Raw genomic sequence first — 17056 nt, forward strand, 5'->3', positions numbered from 1 at the left:
ACACGCTGGACCTCAGACAAAGAACTATATGCACGCATAAAAACTGCTCCCCGGAAGTCGGAACTGAATTTCTCAGTCCAACTTCCGGGAAGCAGTTCAAGTGAGAGAGCGTCTCGTATAAAACAGCAGAAAGTGAGAGAGCGTCCAGTGGGCGCTGGGAGCCCTACCGGCCGCCTCCGCCGATCACCCCGGCTTCCACGGCCTTCGTGACGGCGTCCGCCTCGGCCTGGGTCAGCTTGCCGTCGGTGACGGCGGTGTCCAGCCTGGTTTTGAGGGCGGCTGCGCGTTCGGCCTGGCCGGCCGCGCGGATTTCCTCCAGGGCTGCGGTGACCTTGGATTCCTCGACGCCGAGCGACTCCGCCAAGGACTTGGCCATCGCCGCGTCCATGGCGGAGCGGTCCGGCTTGGTGCCTTCGGCAGGCGCCGTGCCGTCCGCCGCCGCGGTGGGCTTGTTGGCGTCCCGGAAGGACTGGATCGCTTCGGTCACCTTGGCTTCCTCGACGCCAAGCTTCGTGGCAAGGTCAGCTGCCAGCTGGCCGCGGTCCCCTCCCTTGTGGCCGCCCCGCTTCCCGCTGTCAGTGGCCGCGGAGCCGTCGGTGGACGCCGTGCTCTCCGCCGACGCCGTGGCGCTCGGCGTTGGGGTTTCGGCAGCCGACGCCATTCCTGTGACTCCCAGGCCGGCGCCGAGCGCCAATGCCCCGGCCGTAAGGCCAAGGGTTATTCTCTTCGTGCGTGACATCTGATGTCTCCTCGATCCGCCGTGTGAACGGCTCTTTGGGGAAGAACGGCCGGTTTGCACCGTCCTTCACTCAAAGATGCAGGGCCAACATAAGGCACCGCTGTTCGGATCCTGTCGGCATGCTGTGAATGCAGGCCTGTAGGTCAATCATCTGTCATGGCTGCCAGAACGTGGGGGTCAGCCGTTTCTTTTCCAGCTCTTTGGCCACCGGACGTTCATCAGCAGCAGCCCCAGCAGGAGCGAGTCAACGGTCATGATTGCGGCCATGAGGTAGGCCCAGCCGATCATCATGGCTTGTTCACCGCCAACCTGCGGCGTGAACACTTGGCGGGCATCGATGATCGCATATCAATCTCCTGACGTGGATCCCCCCAGTCAATCGATAGTCCACCAAGTGTGGCACGGCCGCGGCCCGGACGGAACGGCCCGAACTACTTGAATCCGGCCCTTGTAATACACCGAAAAGCGCGCGGAATACTCGTTAGATAATCGCCGCGCGCAGCTGCTTGGCGGCGAGCGCGGGATCGTCCGCGCTGTAGATGGAACCGCCGACGACGGCGACATCGGCACCCGCGCGCTGCACGGCGTTGATGGTGGAGAGGTTCACGCCTCCGGCCACGGAGAACGGCACGCGTGCTTCCTCCCCGGCGCTCAGGAGGACGTCGAGGTTGTAGCCCGGCTTGGCCTGCTCGTCGAGGCCTGCGTGGAACTCGATGAACTTGGCTCCCAGGGCGCGGGCCTCCTTGGCGCGGGTTACTTTGTCCGCAACGCCGATCAGGTCAACAACAATGCCCTTGTTGTGGGCCTTCGCTGCCTTGACGGCGCCGGCGATGGTGGAATCGTCGGCGCCGCCGAGGACGGACACCAGGTCCGCACCGGCGCTGAAGGCGATCTCGGCCTCCAGCTCGCCGGCGTCCATGGTCTTCAGGTCCGCGAACACGGTCTTGTCCGGGTGGGCGGTCTTGATGGCGGTCACCGCTGACAAGCCGGCGTTCTTCACCAGCGGGGTGCCCAGCTCGATGATGTCGACGTATTCGGCAACCTTGCCGGCGAGTTCGAGGGCGGCTTCGACGGTCAGGACGTCCATGGCGACTTGCAGTTTCATGTGTTTATTCCTTGCTTGTTGAGGGGTTTGGTTGACTTGGTTCGGTGCGGCTATTCGAGGTTTGCGTGGCGAAGCCACAGATCTTCCGGTGCGATGGCTTCTTCATCCCAGAGGATTTGGAACACCGCTTCCGTGGTGGTGAACAGCACCTGTTCGAAGAGGCTGCCCGAATACTGCCGGGACACAGCAGAACCGTGGTCCGTCTTTTGGGCGGCCGGAATTACGACGACGGCAGAGGCCGCCTCCGCGAGCGGAGAACCCGGGTTGGTGGTGTAGACGGCCACCCGCGCACCCTGGGCAGCTGCGGTCTGTGCGGCTTTCACGACACTGGACGTAGTGCCTGAGCCGGAGGCGGCGAGCAGCACGTCTCCCGCGCTGATGGCGGGGGCCGTGGTCTCACCCACCACATGAACTGCCCGCCCCAGGTGCATGAGCCTCATGGCGGCCATTTTCAGGACCAGCCCGCTGCGGCCGGCGCCGGTGACGAAGATCCTGTCAGCCAGCCGGAGCTCCGTGACGAGCGCCGCCACCTGGGCCGGGTCCACGCGGTTGAACACCTCGCTGATTTCGCGTTGGACAAGATCCCGATTGCGGCCAAAGGCCCGGGACGTATCGGCCAAGGACGTGTCGGCCAGACTCGCGTTGGCCAGGGCCGGGTCGGTTGCTGCGATGACGCTCATCAGTTGGTTCCTCCTTCACGAAAGTTGCTACCCCTTCATCCTCGCCCGCCTGTCGGGCGGGTCCAACGCCATGATCGGACAGTCCTGCCTACCCAAAGGGATAGGCATGCTCTGAAAGAGTCCGTAAACTGGGCGGGTGGATGCCCCCGATATCGCCCTGCTCGAGGCTGTTGCCGCCCTGTCCACTGCTCCGCTGGCCGGCATCGCCCAGCGGCTGCGGGAGGCCACCCTGCCGTACCTGGGCTGCAGCGCCCTGGTTATCTTCACCGAGGACTGCACGGGCCGGCCGCAGAAGAAAGCCGGCGACGAGTCGATCATCAGCCGTGTGTCCATCGCCGAACTCGACCACATCCGGACGTCGCTTGCAGGCGAGTCAGGCACGGGCGATGCGTGGCAGGGGGAAGCCGTGCTCGGCGGCGCGGTGCGCCCGGTCCTTGCCTTGTCTTCACCGAGCAGTGCCCTGCTGGTCCTCGCCGATCCACAGCATCCTGCAGACACGGCGGACCCCGCCGCACGCGAAGCGGCAGGGCGCATGCTCCGCTACTTCTGGGCGATGGCGTCCGAGCGGATCCGGGAAAAGGTGGCCGACGCACCGCCGTCGTACTTGATCGAATCCCGAGCCGCTTCCGCCGAACGGGTCAGGGTGACTGCGGAGCTGGTGGACCACCACTCCACCACCCTCGAGACGCTCCTCGCGGCGCTGCGGTCGCCCGCGCTGAGCGCCGACGCAGCGCGGAGGTCCGCCACCGACGTCGCCGCCAAGGCGCTCGTGGGACTCCGCACACTGAACGACCGCACCACCGACCTCGTGGAAGAACCCGTCGCCACCGCGTTCCAGCGACTCCGTGAGGACCTGAAACCGCTGATGAACTTCAGCGGCATCGACGTCCAGTTCATCGAGCCTCCCGTCAACGGCCGCGCCTTACCTGGCGAGGTTGCCCATGCGGCCCGGGCGATCGTCCGCGGGCTGGTGCTTGCCATGGTGGACCAGCAGGGAGTCCGACGGATCCGGACGCAGTGGGACTGCGACGGCGAGAACCTCCTGGTCAATGTCCGCGACGACGGTCCCGGCGAACTGTCCACGGACGCACCGAACCTGGCCCGCCTCGCCCAGCGCGTCGAAGCCCTGAACGGGAGCATGTCGGTGGATGTGATGCCCGGCTGGGGCGCCGACGTCGCCATCTCACTCCCCCTTGATCCCCCGGCCCGCACCCTGCCCGACGTCACCGACTGGAAGCTCGGGGAGCGCGAACTCGAGGTGCTCCAACTGCTGGCAGCCGGCCAGCGGAACCGGGCCATCGCCGCGAAGCTGCACATCAGCGAGAACACCGTGAAGTTCCATCTCCGCAACATCTACCGGAAGGTGGGCGCGTCCTCCCGCACGGAGGCGATCGCGATGGCGCACAGCAACGGCCTGCGTTAGGCCAGGACCGCACAACAGGATCGAAATCGGCAGATAGGACTCCGCACAATGGCAATCGAGGTTCGTCCGGCGACCCGGTTCGAGGACGTAAGGACGATGGTGGGGCCCAAACGGCCCGACGCGACCGTGTGCTGGTGCCTGAGCTACCGCATCCCCTCCAAACAGAACCTGGAGTTGCGCGGCCCGGAACGCGGAGAATTCGTGAGGGAACTGGTCCGGCAGGAACCGCCTCCCGGGGTGCTCGCGTACGACGGCGACGAGGTAGTGGGCTGGGCCGCTGTCCATCCGCGCGCCGACACCAGCTTCGCCCGCAATCGCAAGATCCCCCATGTTGACGACCTTGATGTGTGGTCGGTGTGGTGCATCCGGGTGCGGCCCGGGCACCGCGGCAAGGGAATCTCGCATCACCTGCTGCAGGGTGCCATCGACTTCGCCCGCAGCCACGGCGCGCAGGCCATCGAAGGCTATCCCGTCGATAACCAGGGCAGGAAGGTTGACCTCACCATGGCCTACGTCGGTACGCGCAAGCTCTTCGAAGGGGCCGGCTTCACCAAGGCCGCAGACACCGAGTCCGTGGTCAACGGCTTTCCCCGCGTGCTGATGCGGCTGGACCTGGACTGATGTCCACGCGCTTAACGCAATGCCTGCTCCCGCACACCCCACGGCATAGGATCGAAAGTGTGCAACTAACCGAGAGGTCGCTTTAGGCGGCCTTGTGGCGGGTAAGCAAGCCGCAGAAACTACTTGAGAGTATGGATCATGGCTTCGAAGAACGACCCCGAATCCGACGTCGACGCGGAGTCGGGCCAGCACGGCGGCGTCCAGTCGGTGGACCGGGCCCTTGCGGTTTTGGAGATCCTGGCCCGGGACGGCCATGCCGGCGTGAGCGAAATCGCCGAGGAGATGGGCATCCACAAGTCCACCGTCTCCCGGCTGATGGGTTCACTGGTGGCCAGGGAGATGGTCCACCAGAACAGCGAACGGGGCAAGTACCAGCTGGGCTTCGGCATCCTCAGGCTGGCCAGTTCCATTCCCGGGCGGCTCAGCCTGGTCCGGGAGGCCCGGCCGGTGCTGGAAAGCCTGGCCGAGGAATTCAAGGAGACGGTGAACCTGGCCGTCCTGCGCTCAAACTACGCCGTCAACGTGGACCAGGCGATGGGCCCCTCCACGCTCGCCACGTACGACTGGGTGGGCAGCCTGACCCCGCTCCACGCGACGTCGAGCGGGAAAGTGCTGCTCGCAGCGCTGTCTGCGGACGAACGCGACCGCATCCTGAAGGAGACCGGCCTGCCGGCCCGCACGCCCCGGACCATCACCAACCGGAAGGAGCTGGAAACCCAGCTCCTTGACGTCGCCCGCGACGGCTACGGCGTGGTCCGCGAAGAGTTCGAAATCGGCCTCAACTCGATGTCCGTGCCGGTGTACAACCATGTGGGTGTTGTGATCGGGGCCGTGAGCATCTCCGGGCCGGCATTCCGTTTTGATCCGGAAACGGCACCCGGGCTCCTCGCGGAGCTGAAGCAGGCAGGGCTGCAGATCAGCGCAAGAATGGGCTATACCCGCCGCTAAGGCATCAGGTCCAGGACGCCCCACGCCGGCAGCGTTCAGAGGTCCTCGTTGAGCCGGTCGGTGAGAATCCGGTTGGCGTTGAACTGCAGGATGCCGAGCGACTCCTGGATCAGGGGTGAGGCGATGCTGCCCCTGCGCACCGCTGCGACGATGCGGCGCGTGGGTTTCGTCTGACCGGTGATGCGTAACCGAACCACGTTTTCGGCACCATGCAAAGGCGCCAGCCGGGGCAGCAGGCCGACGCCCAGCCCCGCTCCCACGAACGCGATGTGGGTTTCCCATTCAACGGCTTCATGGGCAATCCGCGGCGTCACCCCGACTGCCGTGAATGCCGCGGTGAAGAGGGAATGGTACGTGGAACCGGCGGCCTCCGTAATCCAGGGTTCCGATGCCAGCTCTTCAAGCGTCGCTGTTTGGCGTGATGCCAGCGGATGGTCACCGGGAATGATCACGTCCAGTGGATCGTCGAGCAGAACTCTCTGCTCGAAGCGCGGATCGTCCTCACCATAACTGTCGGACTGCATGGCGACGATGACTGCAAGGTCGATTCGTTCCGCAATCAACAAGTCGAAGCAGCGGGCCGGTTCAGCTTCAAGAACCTGCACCTCCAGCAGGGGGCGTGTTGAGCGCAGGGTGGCGGCCAGCGGCGCGAGCAACTGGGCGGCTGCAGATGAGAATCCGCCGAGGCCAAAGTGGGACTGCACCTGGTCGCCAGCCTCCATGGCTGCGGCGCGCAGGTTCTCCCATTGGGCAATGAGGGGATCCGAGCCCGCCACCAGAAAGCGTCCCGTGGCGGTAAGCCGCAGGCCCCGGCCGTCTTTCGTCAGCAGCTGCATTCCAAGCACGCGCTGGAGCTCCCGCAATTGCGCGGAGACGGCAGAGGGAGAATAGCCCGTTAGCTCCGCGGTCGCGCCTATGGTGCCGCACCGGGCGAACACGCGGAGTGTGATAAGCCTCGGGTCGATCATGCATCCATTCTGCATGGTTATATTCAAAATCTTGCGCTTTTATTGCAGATGACGTGACTCTAATCTCAGATTACAAGTTCTTCGACCACGCCGTTAGCACCCGTGCACCCGTGATCAACACGCAACACCCACTACCCATGCCTCCCGGGAGGAAACCCATGACTGCTTCAGTAAACGTGCCCCTCAATTCACGCGGAAAACTCGCTGCATCATTGCCTGCCGAGCAGCTGGCAGAAATTACCGCGTTGTTTGAGTTCCGGCGCACCGGATACTCCCTCGATGCCCCCTTCTACACCGATCCTTCGATCTTCAAGATCGACATGGAGGCAATTTTTGGCCAGCACTGGATCTTTGCCGCAAGCACCGCCGAACTGCCGGAGCCGGGCGACTACGTAACCGTCGACTACGGGCCCTACTCCCTGATAGTGCTGCGCAACGACGACGGAGCCGTGAACGTCCTGCACAACGTATGCCGCCACCGCGGCGCCCGCGTTCTCACCGAAGCGGCCGGCTCAACTGGAAACCTGGTCTGCGGCTACCACTCCTGGACCTACTCCCCGGAGGGCAACTTGATCCATGCCTCCGCGCCGGGTGAAACGAAGTTCGACAAGAGCTGCTTCGGCCTCAAGCGCGCCCAGGGCCGCGAGGTCGCCGGACTTATCTTCGTCTGCATTGCGGATGAGCCGCCGACGGACTTCGACGAAACCGCAAAGATTTTTGAACCCTACCTGGCGCCCCACGATCTCTCGAAGACAAAAATCGCCTACCAGCAGAACATCATCGAAGAGGGCAACTGGAAGCTCGTCATGGAGAACAACCGTGAGTGCTACCACTGCGACGGCCACCCGGAGCTCGCCTGCTCCCTCTTCCCCACCTGGGGTCTGACGGAGGGCCTGATCCCGCCCCATCTTGAGGAAGTGTGGAACCGGAACAAGGAGGCCCAGTCCTCCCTCGAGGAGCGGTGCCGCCGCTACGGCCTTCCCTACGAGGTGGTCGAGCAGCTTGACACGCGCATCGCCGGAATCCGCATCTCCCGGGAATCACTCGATGGAGAGGGCGAATCGTTCTCTGCCGACGGTCGGAGGCTTTCAAAGAAGCTCCTCGGTGACTTGCGCGACTTCCGCCTTGGCCGCTGCTCGATGCACCTGCAGCCCAACAGCTGGTTCCATTTCCTCGGCGACCATGTCATCACATTCGGCGTCTTCCCCATCAACGAACACCAGAGCCTGGTACGCACCACTTGGCTTGTGGCTGACGACGCCGTGGAAGGTGTCGACTACGACCTCGAGAAGCTCACCTACACCTGGAAGCAGACGAACCTGCAGGACAAGGCGTTCGTGGAGCTGTGCCAGCAGGGTGCCGGCAGTCCCGCCTACGAGCCCGGTCCCTACATGAAGAGCGAATACCAGGTCGAGGCATTCATCAACTGGTACGTGCAGCGCGTGCAGGAGCACTTGGCGTGATTGAACTCCTCACTGAAACGGCAATCCAGGAACCACAGCGTATTCGCGGTCTTGAGATGCCCTGGAACAGGGTGATGGGAAGCACTGAGACACCCGCCCGGGCAGCCCGTGCTTTGGGCCCATGGCATCCGCAGGAGTTCATGGCCGAATGCGTCGAGACTATTCCCGAGGCCGGTGCCATGATGACCTTCGTGTTCCGCCGCTGCGACGGTGCGCCCCTGGCGTTCCGTGCCGGCCAGTACGTGAACGTCGCATTTCCCGTGAATGGCGAGGACCAGGAACCGGTAGACCGCAGCTACTCGCTGTCCAGTTCGCCCACCGAGCCGTGGACCTTCAGCATTACCGTCAAGTGCGACTCCACGGGACTGGTCTCGCCGTGGGTGCACGAGAACGTCAAACCCGGCACCGTCCTTGAGATGCTGGGACCGGTGGGAGCATTCCACCTGCCCGATGCTGACCGCCGGGCAAGGTATCTTTTGCTTGCCGCCGGCGCAGGCATCACTCCCATCATGTCCATGATGCGGACCATCCACTCCCTGCCCGGACACGCCGATGTTGTGGTGCTCTACCACGGCTCGGATGCTGGGGGCTTTGCCTTCCACCGGGAACTGGCCTATATCGCCTCCGTGGACTCACGAATCAAGGTCTACTACTCCTTGGGCGACCGCAGCGTACCGGAGGGGTGGGAAGGACTCAGCGGAAGACTGACGGCGGCCATGCTCGAGGAGGTGGCTCCGGACGCCAACGGCCGTCAGGTGTACGCATGCGGTCCTGAGGGTTACCTGAACACCGCCGCCGAGCTCCTCAAGAAGGTCGGCGTGGACGACACTTCCATCTATATGGAGTTCTTCTCCGGAGACCGCCAGACGCTCCTTGAATACCAGGCGGAGGTGGCCCTTGCAGCCGACGTCGCGGAGGAGATCGCCGAGGAGATCGCCGAATCCGCCGAGGAGTACTTTGAAGGCCAGCCCGCCGCGTTCGGGCTCTACGAGCCTGGCTACGACGCTGACGGGACTCTGCAGGCCTCGGGCCTGCCGCTGGAAATCGTCGACCCGGACACGCCCGGCTCCGACCCCTCCGCCGACAGCCCGGTCGGGGAGCCGGAAGCCGGTTCCCCTGATGCCTCGAGCTTCGACACGGTGGGAACAGGCAGCCTCACCATGTCCTTCATGCGTACCGGCATCAATGTGCGGATCGACCCCGCCGAGCGCATCCTCGAGGTGGCACAGCGTGCCGGCGTCAGGATCGGCGCGAACTGCAAGGAAGGCATGTGCGGCTCCTGCAAGGTCGTCAAGCTTTCAGGGGAGATCGAGATGAACCACCAGGGCGGGATCCGGGCGCGGGAAATCTCTGCAGGCAAGTTCCTGCCCTGCTGCTCCATCGCGCAGACGGACCTGGTGATCGATGCCTGACTCCCTGTTCCGGCCCACTGTCAAGGCGCAGCCGGAACCCTGAAATAGGGCTTAAGAATTCAGAAAAGCCTTGACATGGCAATGTAATCCCGGCCACTCTGTTGCTTATCGTGAGACGTGTTGATCTTTGCGGAACAGCCGCTGCGATGGAAGCAAAGCTGACCTTGATTACTGAATGCCAGGAAGCCCCGATCTTCCGCCCGGCTGGGGGACGCCGGAGTACAGCGTCAAACCGAGAATCCAAACCAAAGGACTTGACATGGCTTTGAACAGCGACATCCGCACGGATGCCCACCCCCCCCTTGAGCTGGAGGAGCCCAAGCTCGTTCCTGCACCCGAGAACTCTCCTTCCTCCCACGATTCACACGATGCCGAGAACACCGAACAGATCATGCAGGAACTCCGCCAGACCAAAGCCGAGCAGGCTGTGGCAGAGCGGCGGAACCGCAAACTCACCCTCGACAAGGCCACCTTCGGCATCACCGGGGTCCTGGCCCTGGCCTTCGTGGCGTGGGGCTTCCTGGGCCGGGACAGCCTGGCCGCCACGTCAACAGCCGCCCTCGGCTGGGTAATGGAGTACACCGGCTGGCTCTTTATGGTCCTGGCCTCGCTGTTCGTTGTTTTTGTGCTCTGGCTGGCCCTGGGCAAGTGGGGCAACATTCCCCTCGGCAAGGACGGCGAGAAGCCCGAGTTCCGGACCGTGTCATGGATCGCCATGATGTTCGCGGCCGGCATGGGCATCGGCCTGATGTTCTACGGCGTGGCCGAGCCGCTCTACCACTACATCTCCCCGCCGCCCGGAACGGTGGACGGACGAACGCCGGCAGCCATCCAGACCGCCATGGCAACCTCCATCTTCCACTGGACCCTGCACCCCTGGGCAATGTACGCCGTCGTCGGCATTGCCATGGCCTACGGCACCTACCGCCTGGGCCGCCGGCAGCTGATCTCCGCGGCGTTCACGTCGCTGTTCGGCATCAGGACGGTGGAAGGGCCGGTAGGCAAGTTCATCAACATCCTGGCGATCTTCGCCACGCTCTTCGGCACGGCGGCTTCCCTGGGTCTCGGCGCCCTCCAAATCGGCAGCGGCCTGACCTCGAACGGCTGGATCGGCGAGATCGGCACCCCCGTCCTGGTGGCCATCGTTGCCATCCTGACTGCGTGTTTCGTGGCCTCGGCGGTGTCCGGCATCAGCCGCGGCATCCAGTGGCTGTCCAACATCAACATGGTCCTGGCCGTTGTCCTGGCGCTCATCGTCTTCATCGCGGGGCCAACGCTGTTCATCCTCAACCTCATCCCGGCAGCGGTGGGCGACTACGCCAGGGACCTGGCCGAAATGTCCTCCCGCACCGAGGCCGTCGGTGACGAGGCCCTGCGCACCTGGATGTCCGGCTGGACTATCTTCTACTGGGCCTGGTGGGTGTCCTGGACGCCTTTCGTGGGCATGTTCATCGCCCGGATAAGCCGCGGCCGCACCATCCGGCAGTTCGTCACCGGCGTCCTGCTGGTACCCAGCATCGTCAGCGTCATCTGGTTTGGCATCTTCGGCGGAACGGCCTTCAAGATCCAGGAGGACGCGGACAAGGCAGGCACGGCCGGCCTCGTGTCCATGGCCAGCGGGTCACCGTCCATCGACTTTGACGGAGCCCTGTTCGACCTGGTGAAGAACATGTCCATGCCGGCCTGGCTGACCGCGGCGGTCATCGTCCTCGCCATGGTCCTGGTGGCCATCTTCTTCATCACCGGAGCCGATTCCGCATCGATCATCATGGCATCCCTGAGCTCCAACGGATCCTCCGACCCGAAGCGCGGACTGGTCATCTTCTGGGGCCTCCTCACCGGCGCGGTTGCCGCCGTGATGATGCTGGCCGGCGGCGATGAACCGTCCGAGGCGCTCTCCGGCCTGCAGCGGATCACCATCGTGGCGGCCCTGCCGTTCGTGCTGGTGATGCTGCTGCTGTGCTTCGCCCTGGTCAAGGACCTGCGCCGGGATCCGCTGTCCCTCCGGCGCCGACTGGCGGACTCCGTAGTGGAGCGCGCCATTCGCAGCGGCGTGGACCAGCACGGCGGCGTCCAGTTCGATCTCGTTACCAAGCATCAATGTGATCAGCGCTGTCCGGACGACGGCCGCTGCGCAGCTTCCCCCGCTGACACCCAAGCCCCCGCAAAGAATTAGGAGTAGACCATGACCACAGTCCTCGAAGGCCGCCCCACCGGTAACGCGACGGTGGAGGCCGGCGACGTTGCAGGCGTCCGCGGCACCGACACCGTACAGTATGTCCTTACCCTTGCGTGCCCGGAGCGCCCCGGAATCGTCCGGGCCATCACAGCATTCCTCGCTGATCGCGGCTTCGACATTGTTGAACACCAGCAGTTCGATGACCACATCAGCGGCAAGCTCTACCTGCGCACGGCCTTCACTCCGGGAGACAAGGAAGTTTCCGCGGAAGGCCTCAGCGCGGAGTTCGCCGCCGTCGCCGATGAGTTCGACATGGAATTCGCCATCCACGATGGCCGCCCCCAGCGCCTGCTGGTGATGGTTTCCAAGTTCGGCCACTGCCTCAACGACCTCATCTTCCGCTGGCGCGCCGGCAGCCTGGGTGCGGAGATCGCCGTCGTGGTGTCCAACCACGAGGACCTTCGCCCCATGGCGGAAGCCGCCGGCCTGCCGTTCATCCACGTCCCGGTGACGGCCGCTACCAAGCCCGAAGCGGAAGCGCGCCTGCTGGAACTGGTGGCCGAGTACAACGCGGACCTGGTGGTGCTGGCACGCTACATGCAGGTCCTGTCCAACGACCTGTGCGCCAGCCTCCACGGCCGCGCCATCAACATCCACCATTCCTTCCTGCCCGGGTTCAAGGGGGCCAAGCCCTACCACCAGGCCTATGACCGCGGCGTGAAGCTCATCGGAGCCACCGCGCACTACGTCACCGCAGACCTGGACGAGGGACCGATCATCGAGCAGGAAGTGTTCCGGGTGGACCACAGCCTGGACGCGAACGCACTGGTCACTGTGGGCAGGGATGCCGAATCGCAGGCACTGTCCCGCGCAGTTAGGTGGCACAGCCAGCACCGGGTCCTGCTCAACAACACCCGCACCGTCGTCTTCCGCTAACGCCAACGCCCGCAAAGCCAAACAGGAGAAACAACACCATGAGCGCATCACCACGCGTTGTCATTATCGGCGCCGGCATTGTCGGAACCAACCTTGCCGACGAACTCGCCACCCGCGGCTGGACCAACATCACGGTGGTGGAACAGGGTCCGCTGGAACTTGCCGGCGGCTCCACCTCGCACGCGCCGGGCCTGGTGTTCCAGAACAACCCGTCACGGACCATGACCGAATTCGCCACCTACACGGTGAATAAGCTGCTGGCCCTGAGCAAGGACGGCGAGTCCTGCTTCAACCAGGTTGGCGGCCTGGAGCTGGCAACCACCCCCGAGCGCCTCGCCGACCTCAAGCGCAAGATGGGCGTGATGACCTCCTGGGGCGTCGAAAGCCGGATCGTCGACGCCGACGAATGCGAAAAGTTCTACCCCCTCCTGAACACCGGCAAGCTCACTGGCGGCCGCGAAGTCCTGGGCGGCCTGCTCATCCCCACCGACGGCCTGGCCCTGGCCGCCCGCGCGGTGCAGTTGCTGATCGAGCGCTCCAGCGAGCGTGGCGTGACCTTCCTCGGCTCCACCACCGTGACCGGCATCGCCCAGGAGGGCGGCAGGGTGACCGGCGTCGAAACCGACAACGGACTGATCCCGGCCGACATCGTGGTGTCATGCGCAGGTTTCTGGGGCCGTGAACTCGGCAAGATGGTGGGCCTGGAGGTGCCGCTGCTGCCGCTGGCCCACCAGTACGCCATCAGCACCCCGCTGCCCGAACTCGAGGGCGTCAACGAGCTCCCCAAGGGTGCCAGCAAGCCCATCCTGCGCTACCAGGACAAAGACCTGTACTACCGCGAATGGGGAGACCGCATCGGCATCGGCAGCTACGCCCACCGTCCCATGCCGGTGGACATGTCCGCCCTGCCGAAGGTCTCCGCGGAGGAAATGTCGGACCACCGCATGCCCTCCCGCCTGGATTTCACCCTGGAAGACTTCCTGCCCGCCTGGGAGGACAGCCAGGACCTGCTGCCGGCGCTGCGCAACTCCGAGATCCAGGACGGCTTCAACGGCATCTTCTCCTTCACCCCCGACGGCGGCCCGCTCATGGGCGAGGCGCCCGACCTCGAGGGCTTCTTCGTGGCCGAGGCCGTCTGGGTCACCCACTCCGCCGGCGTGGCCAGGGCCATGGCAGAGCTGCTGATCGAGGGCCGGTCCCGCACCGACCTGCACGGCTGCGAGCTCACCCGCTTTGAGAAAGTCCAGACCAGCGACGAGTACGTCAGCGAAACCTCCCAGCAGAACTTCGTGGAAATCTACGACGTCCTGCACCCGCTGCAGCCCAAGGAATCACCGCGGGACCTGCGCGTCAGCCCGTTCAACGTCCGGCAGAAGGAGCTGGGCGCATTCTTCCTGGAGTCCGCCGGCTGGGAGCGCCCGCACTGGTTCGAAGCCAACCGCGGGCTGCTGGCCGAACTGCCGGCTGAATGGCAGGCGCCCGAACGGGACGAATGGGCAGCCATGTTCTCCTCCCCCATTTCGGCGGCCGAAGCGTGGAAGACGCGCACCGCCGTCGCGCTGTACGACATGACGCCGCTGAAGCGGCTGGCCGTCAACGGACCGGGCGCCCAGGCGCTGCTGCACCGGCTCAGCACGGGCAACATCGCCAAGAAGCCCGGCGCCGTCACCTACTGCCTGCTGCTGGAGCACGACGGCGGCATCCGCAGCGACGTGACAGTGGCCCGGCTCGCTGAGGAACAGTTCCAGCTCGGTGTGAACAGCAACGTGGACTTCGACTACCTCCGCGTGGAAGCCCGCAAGCAGTCCGCCGCGGATCCCGCCCAGTGGGTGCACGTCTCGGACATCACCGGCAGCACCTGCTGCATCGGACTGTGGGGCCCGCTGGCACGGGAAGTGATCGGCAAGCTCAGCACTGACGACCTCTCCAACGACGGCCTGAAGTACTTCCGCACCAAGGAAATCTCGGTCCGTGGCATCCCCGTCACGGCGATGCGGCTCTCCTACGTCGGGGAGCTCGGCTGGGAGCTCTACACCACCGCCGAGTACGGGCTGAAGCTGTGGGACCTGCTGTTCGAGGCGGGGCAGGAGCACGGCATCATTGCGGCCGGGCGCGGCGCGTTCAACAGCATGCGGCTCGAGAAGGGTTACCGGCTGTGGGGCACGGACATGACCTCGGAGCACCACCCCTACCAGTCAGGCCTCGGCTTCTCCGTGGCCAAGGACAAGACGGGTTTCGTGGGGGCGGAGGCCCTGGCGGCACTGAAGGAACAGCAGCCAGACAAGGTGCTTCGGTGCCTGACCGTGGACGACGGCACCTCACTGGTCCTGGGCAAGGAACCCGTGTACGTCAACGGCGAGGCCGCCGGGTACGTCACCAGCGCCGCCTACGGCTACTCGATCCGCAAGCCCCTCGCCTACGCCTGGCTGCCGGCTTCGGTTTCCGAGGGCGACCCCGTGGAGGTTGAATACTTCGGCAGGCGCATCGCGGCAACCGTCACGGCCGAACCGCTGTTCGATCCCGGCATGGAACGGCTCCGCGGGTAGTTCGACGACGGGTCAGGACGGCCGTCCTGACCCCCTACTACGCCAGAACGACGGCGACACACCGGCAGGTCCGGAGTGTCGCCGTCGTTCTGGGTTAAACAGGGTCACGACGGCGGGCGGGCGGGTCGCGACGGCGGGCGGCTGGGGCTGGGCGGCCGGGGCTGGCGGGCCGAAGTCCTAGCCGGCTGCGTAGACGTCGGTTTCACGCTTCAGGCGGCGGGTGATCAGTTCCACCCTCCTGGACATGTGCGTGCCCACCTGGAGCCGGTCGCCGGGCCAGCTGGAGGCCTCCCGGGAGTCTTCGAGCGCCTTGGCCAGGGCCCTGGATAGGGCATAGACCTTCCAGGCGTGCTTCAGGTAGTGGACGGCCCGTTTCTTGTAGCCGGGCGCCTGCTGCACCAGCCCGACGGCGGCGCGGGCCAGGGCTTCGCCCAGCAGTTTCTCCCCGTTTTGAATTCTTTCCATGCGGACCTTCACCATCCCCAGTGCGCCGACCCATTCGTACTTGAAGTGCTTCCTTCGAGTGTGGCGAAGGTAGCTCAGCGTCGGCTCAAGGCTGTGCAAGGATTTGCTCAAGACCCCGCCGTGACACCGAACGAGGGCGACGGAGTATGTTGGGGTACCGACGAAAGGTGGATCGCCATGACGGAGCCGGACTGGGTCCAACACGCTATTTGGTGGCAGGTCTATCCCATCGGATTTGTCGGCGCAGAGCCTACTGCCCAGGTAGGCGCCAACGCTGCGGGCGGAGCAGCGGACCAGCCCGTGGTCCACCGGCTGGGCCAGCTGGTTCCATGGCTCGACTACGTCGTGGAACTGGGAGCTTCCGGCCTTGCGTTGGGACCGGTCTTCGCCTCGGAAACCCACGGCTACGACACCACCGACTACTTCCGCATCGATCCCCGGCTGGGTGACGACGCGGACTTCGACGAACTCATTACCCAGTGCCACGCCCGCGGACTGAAGGTCCTGCTCGACGGCGTCTTCAACCACGTGGGCCGCAGCTTCGGGCCGTTCCAACGCGTGCTCGCGGAAGGCCCCGACGCTCCCGCCGCCTCATGGTTCCGCCTGCAGTGGCCGGACTCCGGGTGGACGCCGGGGACCGAGCCCGGCTACGACGATTTCGAGGGCCACCACCACTTGGTGGCCCTCAACCACGACGAACCCGGGGTCGCCGCCCTGGTCACTGACGTGATGAAGCACTGGCTGGGCCGCGGGGCGGACGGGTGGCGGCTTGACGCAGCGTACGCCGTGCCGGCGTCGTTCTGGGCACCGGTGCTGGCGGAGGTGCGCCGCGACTATCCGGAGGCCTACATCGTAGGCGAGTACATCCACGGCGACTTCGCCGATGAGGTGGAGCGGAGCACCCTGGATTCGGTCACCCAATACGAGTTGTGGAAGGCCGTCTGGAGTTCCCTCAACGATGCCAACTTCTACGAACTCGCGTCCGCCCTGGAGCGCCACAACGGGTTCCTGGACAGCTTTGTGCCGCTCACGTTCGTGGGCAACCACGACGTCACCCGGCTGGCCAGCAAGCTGGAGAACCCGGATCAGCTGGCCCTTGCACTTACCGTCCTGCTGACCGTGGGCGGGACGCCCAGCATCTACTACGGCGACGAGCAGGCCTTCCGCGGCGTCAAGGAAGACCGCGCCGGCGGCGATGACGCAGTTCGTCCGGCATTCCCCGCCGGCCCCGCGGACCTGGCAGCGGCCGGCTGGCCCGTTTACCACCTGCACCAGGAACTGATCAGCCTCCGACGGCGGCACGCCTGGCTGCACCGCGCCCGCACCACTGTGCTGACGCTCAGCAACGAGCACCTCGTCTACCAAGTCAGGGACGACGGCGGTGCAGGCGACGGCGGTGCAGGCGACGGCGGTGCGCTAACAGTCGCGCTGAACCTTTCCGGCACGCCGGCAGACCTACCGGTGCCGCCAGGATCAGGCACCCTGCTGGCCGGACAGGCCCGCCAGCATCAGGAACGCGACGCCGTGGGCCTGCCCGGTTACGGGTGGGCGGTGCTGGGAAGCAGCTAGCA

At 65.2% G+C, this 17056-nt stretch carries 15 protein-coding genes; 9 read left to right on the forward strand and 6 right to left on the reverse strand.

Annotation, left to right across the window (positions count from 1 at the left end):
* Positions 1 to 163 precede the first annotated feature (163 nt).
* The 4 genes from ASF98_RS13330 to hxlB all read right to left on the reverse strand — a co-directional run bounded on the left by ASF98_RS13330 (position 164) and on the right by hxlB (position 2524).
* Entirely contained in the window at positions 164 to 739 is a 576-nt protein-coding gene (locus tag ASF98_RS13330) for a hypothetical protein (protein WP_055802568.1), read from the reverse strand.
* A gap of 177 nt (positions 740 to 916) precedes the next feature.
* The gene (locus tag ASF98_RS24170; protein WP_156372403.1) at positions 917 to 1063 is read right to left on the reverse strand and encodes a hypothetical protein; all 147 of its coding nucleotides are present in this window, start codon (positions 1061 to 1063) and stop codon (positions 917 to 919) included.
* A gap of 157 nt (positions 1064 to 1220) precedes the next feature.
* The gene (gene hxlA, locus ASF98_RS13335) at positions 1221 to 1844 is read right to left on the reverse strand and encodes a 3-hexulose-6-phosphate synthase (RefSeq protein WP_055802570.1); all 624 of its coding nucleotides are present in this window, start codon (positions 1842 to 1844) and stop codon (positions 1221 to 1223) included.
* A gap of 50 nt (positions 1845 to 1894) precedes the next feature.
* A complete protein-coding gene (gene hxlB, locus ASF98_RS13340) occupies positions 1895 to 2524 on the reverse strand; it encodes a 6-phospho-3-hexuloisomerase (protein WP_055802572.1) in 630 nt (209 codons plus the stop codon).
* Between the two features lie 136 nt (positions 2525 to 2660).
* Between hxlB and ASF98_RS13345 the strand changes: the two genes are divergently transcribed.
* The 3 genes from ASF98_RS13345 (at position 2661) to ASF98_RS13355 (ending at position 5516) form a co-directional block, all read left to right on the forward strand.
* Positions 2661 to 3947 carry a helix-turn-helix transcriptional regulator gene (locus ASF98_RS13345; RefSeq protein WP_055802574.1) on the forward strand — a complete coding sequence of 429 codons (1287 nt, stop codon included), beginning with the start codon at positions 2661 to 2663 and terminating at the stop codon, positions 3945 to 3947.
* A gap of 48 nt (positions 3948 to 3995) precedes the next feature.
* On the forward strand, positions 3996 to 4568 hold the full coding sequence (locus ASF98_RS13350) for a GNAT family N-acetyltransferase (protein ID WP_055802576.1): 573 nt from the start codon (positions 3996 to 3998) through the stop codon (positions 4566 to 4568).
* Positions 4569 to 4706: 138 nt separating this feature from the next.
* Positions 4707 to 5516 (forward strand): IclR family transcriptional regulator, encoded by an 810-nt coding sequence (locus ASF98_RS13355; RefSeq protein WP_055802578.1) that lies wholly within the window; start codon positions 4707 to 4709, stop codon positions 5514 to 5516.
* A gap of 35 nt (positions 5517 to 5551) precedes the next feature.
* Here the strand turns inward: ASF98_RS13355 and ASF98_RS13360 are convergent, their stop codons facing one another.
* Positions 5552 to 6484 carry a LysR family transcriptional regulator gene (locus ASF98_RS13360; RefSeq protein ID WP_055802580.1) on the reverse strand — a complete coding sequence of 311 codons (933 nt, stop codon included), beginning with the start codon at positions 6482 to 6484 and terminating at the stop codon, positions 5552 to 5554.
* Between the two features lie 158 nt (positions 6485 to 6642).
* On the opposite strand from ASF98_RS13360, the gene ASF98_RS13365 reads away from it, so the two are divergent.
* From ASF98_RS13365 to ASF98_RS13385, 5 genes are all read left to right on the forward strand, one after another.
* On the forward strand, positions 6643 to 7947 hold the full coding sequence (locus tag ASF98_RS13365) for an aromatic ring-hydroxylating oxygenase subunit alpha (RefSeq protein ID WP_055802581.1): 1305 nt from the start codon (positions 6643 to 6645) through the stop codon (positions 7945 to 7947).
* Positions 7944 to 9359, forward strand: a complete 1416-nt coding sequence (locus ASF98_RS13370; protein ID WP_055802583.1) for a ferredoxin reductase — start codon at positions 7944 to 7946, stop codon at positions 9357 to 9359. The genes ASF98_RS13365 and ASF98_RS13370 overlap by 4 nt, the downstream gene beginning before the upstream one ends.
* A 259-nt stretch (positions 9360 to 9618) precedes the next feature.
* On the forward strand, positions 9619 to 11535 hold the full coding sequence (locus ASF98_RS13375) for a BCCT family transporter (RefSeq protein ID WP_055802585.1): 1917 nt from the start codon (positions 9619 to 9621) through the stop codon (positions 11533 to 11535).
* A 9-nt stretch (positions 11536 to 11544) separates the two neighbouring features.
* The gene (gene purU / locus ASF98_RS13380; protein ID WP_082506839.1) at positions 11545 to 12474 is read left to right on the forward strand and encodes a formyltetrahydrofolate deformylase; all 930 of its coding nucleotides are present in this window, start codon (positions 11545 to 11547) and stop codon (positions 12472 to 12474) included.
* A 38-nt stretch (positions 12475 to 12512) separates the two neighbouring features.
* On the forward strand, positions 12513 to 15020 hold the full coding sequence (locus tag ASF98_RS13385; protein WP_055802588.1) for a GcvT family protein: 2508 nt from the start codon (positions 12513 to 12515) through the stop codon (positions 15018 to 15020).
* Between the two features lie 177 nt (positions 15021 to 15197).
* On the opposite strand, the gene ASF98_RS24175 is transcribed toward ASF98_RS13385, so the two are convergent.
* Positions 15198 to 15596, reverse strand: a complete 399-nt coding sequence (locus ASF98_RS24175; RefSeq protein WP_156372404.1) for a hypothetical protein — start codon at positions 15594 to 15596, stop codon at positions 15198 to 15200.
* A 66-nt stretch (positions 15597 to 15662) separates the two neighbouring features.
* On the opposite strand from ASF98_RS24175, the gene ASF98_RS13395 reads away from it, so the two are divergent.
* The gene (locus ASF98_RS13395; RefSeq protein WP_055802589.1) at positions 15663 to 17054 is read left to right on the forward strand and encodes an alpha-amylase family protein; all 1392 of its coding nucleotides are present in this window, start codon (positions 15663 to 15665) and stop codon (positions 17052 to 17054) included.
* Positions 17055 to 17056: the final 2 nt, after the last annotated feature.

The sequence above is a fragment of the Arthrobacter sp. Leaf337 genome (assembly GCF_001423745.1).
Taxonomy (GTDB): domain Bacteria; phylum Actinomycetota; class Actinomycetes; order Actinomycetales; family Micrococcaceae; genus Arthrobacter.

What these genes read in the sequence shown, in the direction of transcription:
- ASF98_RS13330 (WP_055802568.1), bottom strand. Translation starts at nt 739, where the DNA reads ATGTCACGCACGAAGAGAATAACCCTTGGCCTTACGGCCGGGGCATTG.
- hxlA (WP_055802570.1), bottom strand. Translation starts at nt 1,844, where the DNA reads ATGAAACTGCAAGTCGCCATGGACGTCCTGACCGTCGAAGCCGCCCTC.
- hxlB (WP_055802572.1), bottom strand. Translation starts at nt 2,524, where the DNA reads ATGAGCGTCATCGCAGCAACCGACCCGGCCCTGGCCAACGCGAGTCTG.
- ASF98_RS13350 (WP_055802576.1), top strand. Translation starts at nt 3,996, where the DNA reads ATGGCAATCGAGGTTCGTCCGGCGACCCGGTTCGAGGACGTAAGGACG.
- ASF98_RS13355 (WP_055802578.1), top strand. Translation starts at nt 4,707, where the DNA reads ATGGCTTCGAAGAACGACCCCGAATCCGACGTCGACGCGGAGTCGGGC.
- ASF98_RS13360 (WP_055802580.1), bottom strand. Translation starts at nt 6,484, where the DNA reads ATGATCGACCCGAGGCTTATCACACTCCGCGTGTTCGCCCGGTGCGGC.
- ASF98_RS13365 (WP_055802581.1), top strand. Translation starts at nt 6,643, where the DNA reads ATGACTGCTTCAGTAAACGTGCCCCTCAATTCACGCGGAAAACTCGCT.
- ASF98_RS13375 (WP_055802585.1), top strand. Translation starts at nt 9,619, where the DNA reads ATGGCTTTGAACAGCGACATCCGCACGGATGCCCACCCCCCCCTTGAG.
- purU (WP_082506839.1), top strand. Translation starts at nt 11,545, where the DNA reads ATGACCACAGTCCTCGAAGGCCGCCCCACCGGTAACGCGACGGTGGAG.
- ASF98_RS13385 (WP_055802588.1), top strand. Translation starts at nt 12,513, where the DNA reads ATGAGCGCATCACCACGCGTTGTCATTATCGGCGCCGGCATTGTCGGA.
- ASF98_RS13395 (WP_055802589.1), top strand. Translation starts at nt 15,663, where the DNA reads ATGACGGAGCCGGACTGGGTCCAACACGCTATTTGGTGGCAGGTCTAT.